This window comes from Bradyrhizobium erythrophlei (assembly GCF_042430365.1).
Taxonomy (GTDB): Bacteria; Pseudomonadota; Alphaproteobacteria; order Rhizobiales; family Xanthobacteraceae; genus Bradyrhizobium; species Bradyrhizobium erythrophlei.
The window spans coordinates 1-3,265 of the sequence record NZ_JBHMET010000106.1; the positions used below are offsets into that span (position 1 = coordinate 1).

At 63.1% G+C, this 3,265-nt stretch carries 1 protein-coding gene and 3 pseudogenes; 1 reads left to right on the forward strand and 3 read right to left on the reverse strand.

Features of this window, described 5'->3' with window-relative positions:
* Positions 1–481, forward strand: a pseudogene (locus ACFFWD_RS17405) (recombinase family protein); the annotation flags it as partial.
* On the opposite strand, the pseudogene istB reads toward ACFFWD_RS17405, so the two are convergent.
* The 3 genes and pseudogenes from istB to ACFFWD_RS17420 form a co-directional block, all read right to left on the reverse strand.
* Positions 479–1,153 (reverse strand): annotated as a pseudogene (gene istB / locus ACFFWD_RS17410) (IS21-like element helper ATPase IstB); the annotation flags it as partial. The pseudogenes ACFFWD_RS17405 and istB overlap by 3 nt on opposite strands.
* Positions 1,153–2,463 carry an IS21 family transposase gene (istA, locus tag ACFFWD_RS17415; RefSeq protein WP_376967232.1) on the reverse strand — a complete coding sequence of 437 codons (1,311 nt, stop codon included), beginning with the start codon at positions 2,461–2,463 and terminating at the stop codon, positions 1,153–1,155. The gene istA and the pseudogene istB, both read right to left, overlap by 1 nt.
* 267 nt (positions 2,464–2,730) lie before the next feature.
* A pseudogene (locus ACFFWD_RS17420) lies at positions 2,731–3,096 on the reverse strand (VOC family protein).
* Between the last annotated feature and the right edge of the window lie 169 nt (positions 3,097–3,265).

The following is a 3,265-nucleotide window of genomic DNA, read 5'->3' on the forward strand; positions in this document are numbered from 1 at the left end:
CGTCTGGCAGACCGGCGCAACCAGCGAGCATCACGTGCAACGGCGCGTTCACACCTACCGCAATTACATCGACATTGATCGGTTGCGGCAACGGATCGTCGAGTTGAACGCTGAACACAAAATGGATGCCGAGATTGCGGCAATACTCAATCAGGAAGGCTTCGTCGCGGCCCGAGGCTGCGCCTTCAAAGGCGAGAACGTCTGGGCACTGCGTACCCGCTGGGGCATTCCAACCGTCAAAATCAACGGCGTGGACAAGAATCCGATGCGCTGGCCCGACGGTAGCTTCTCGATTCAGGGCGCGGCGGCTGAGCTTGGAGTAACCCCGCAAACAATCTTCGATTATCTTGCGCGCGGATTGCTGGCAGGTCGTCAGTTAGCCAAGGGCCAACCATGGCAGATCGAGCTCTCAGACGAACAAATCAGTCAGCTTCGCAATCGGGTACGACGCACCAACCGGTCGAATAAGGAGGCATCATGAAGTCATCGGCTCAGCGAACACAGTGCCCCATTCGGCAACGCTGCGGTTCGACGTGATCAGCATGGCACCGGTTTCGTAGCGCCGGCTGACCAGCTGGAAGAACAGATGCGCGGCGTCCGGCTCCAGCGGCAGGTAGCCGAGCTCGTCGACGATCAGCAGCTTCGGCTTCGACAGCGCCAGCAGTTTCTCGTCCAGGCGGCGCTCGCCGTGCGCCTTGGCCAGGCCAGCGACCAGGGTCGTCGCCGTTGTGAACTGCACTGTGTATCCGGCCAGGATCGCCTCTCGCCCGAGTGCGATCGACAAGTGCGTCTTGCCGACGCCCGGCGGGCCGAGCAGCAGGACGTTCTCGCCGTTGGCGATCCAGCGTGACGCGGCGAGGTCGCGGATCTGCTTCGGGTCGATCGACGGCTGTGCGTCGAAGTCGAAGCTCGCAAGCTCCTTCACGGCCGGGAAGTGCGCGAGCTTCAGAGCCATCTCGATGCGGCGGTGATCCTTGCGCGCGATCTCACGCTCGCACAGCAGGATCAGCGTCTCACGCGCCGACAGGTTCGCGCGCGCCGCCTCGTCGAGAAGGCTGTCAAGCTGGTCGCGGATACCGGAGAGCTGCAATCGCGCCAGCATGGCATCGAGCGGATCGGTCGGTGTTTCGGCTGCCTTCTTTCCGCGTGCCATCAGAAGCTCCCTCCGATCGCTGCTTCGTATTCGGCAAGAGGACGCAACAACGAGGGCGGCGGAGTCGACGTGGGCACCGTCGATACCGCGATCGCCGCTCGGCAGACGGCGCCATCACGGCCGGCAACACCGTCGAGGTGGGCGGGATCGACGATCCGCAGGCGGCGGCCCTCCGATTGCTTGTGGACCGCGACCTCGCGCACGCCATGGCGGATGTGCACCTCGCCGGCCGCTACCGTCACCGCCACACGCTCGCCGATCAGACGCCACGGAACCGAGTAGCTGTTCGTGTCAATCTCAACCGCACAATCGTTGCCGACGACGCGTATCAGTTCGCGCAACAATCCGAACGACGACCGCCCGCCGAGCGGCTTCAACCGGTGCGCCTCATCACGCGCGAAGCGACCGATCGGCGCCTCGCCGGTCGTGCCGTGGGTACGCACGTTCGCCACCTCACGCTCCCACTTGGCGAGATGCCCTTCGAAAGCCTCCCAGCTTGCAAAGGAATGGCCCGCGATCGCATTCTTCTTCACGTAGCCGACGCCGCTCTCCGTCTTGCCCTTCGTGCGCGCCCGATACGGCGCACAGGCGCGAGGACGGAAGCCCCAATGCTTCGCAAACGCGATCAGCTTCTCGTTGAACTGAACCGACCGGCTCACCGCGTCGTGGCGCACGACGAGCGCGCGCGGATTGTCCATCAGCACTTCCTCCGGAACGCCGCCGAAGGTCGTGAACGCGCTCTCGAGCCCGGCAAACCAGTGCTCCTGCTTCTCGGCACGGAACGCACGTACATGCAGCCGTCGCGAATGCCCGAGTGTCGCCACAAACACGAATGCCTTGCTCTTCACCCCGCCGATCTCAACCAGACGCTCGCCGAAGTCGATCTGCAGCTGTCGACCCGGTGGCGTCTCGAACCGCGTCGTCGCCAACGCCTCGGCCTTGATTGCCTGACGATAGGGCTGCACGGCGCGCTGCAGTGTTCGCCGGCTGACCGCCACGCCTTGCTCGGCCAACAGGTCCTGGCGCACGACATCCGCATTGCCGCGATGTCGAATGAACCTCTCGCGCAGCCAATCCTCAAGACCATCGAGCAGTTTCGTCCGCTCAGGCGACTTGAACGGCTTCACGCCGCCCGCTGCCACGTACCCCTTCACCGTGTGATGGCTGCAGCCCAGCTGCCGCGCGATCCGCTTCAGTCCCCACCCACACGCCTTCAACCGCAACATCTCCGCTACGTCGTCCGGCGTCTTCATCACCTGCCCCCGTAGATCGCTCCACGATGGGCTTTGAGTGATTCGTTCCTCTTTCATTCGCTCTCTCCTCGGTTATCCCAAGGAGGGGGCAATTCCTCGTGACGCCGAGGGGGCAGTTTTCCATGGCGCGCGACAAACGGCGAGGGCGTTCCTCGATCGCTACCCGAAGGCGGCCTACATGTCGGAAGTCGAACACTGGCGTGAGCTATCCAACGGGCGGATCGAGTTCACCATGAGGCGGCTGCGGACGGCGGATTGAACGAGAAAAAGACCCCTGGAGGTTCGACCAGGCCTCGGATGGACCTGCTACACCAGAGGTGGGAATTAGACCGAGGACAGCAAAGGCCGAGCGAAACTGAGTTCGTGGCCGTCGGGGTCAACTAGATGGAAGTAGCGCTCTCCCCATTCGGCATCGCGGGGCACGGTAGTTGGCTGGCATCCTGCTGCGAGCGCACGGCCGTAAAGTGCATCAAATCGGCGACGTGGAAGATTACGCGCGCCCACCAGGACCAGCGCCGCTCGGCAGGCTGGGCAATGAGGTTAAGATAGCTCCCCCCTACTCGAAAGCTGGTGAATGACGACTCTTCGTCGCCATGCAGGACCTCAAACCCCAGCCCGCGGTAAAATCGGAAGGACAGCTCGTGGCATTTCGTGGGTGCCCAGTGTGACGGCGCTGATCCCCACGATCATGGACAGAGTTCTCCTGTTTTATTTCCCCGCGCCGTCGGCGTCGCAACCCTAACAGTAAGCCAGTTCGGCGTTAAAGCGCTTACGTTTTCCCGTCGGAAGGTCGTGTAAGCTGGCAACCTCACGAGCATCTGCGGTCCATCGCGATGCCCTGTCCCTCGCGGCAGTTCTG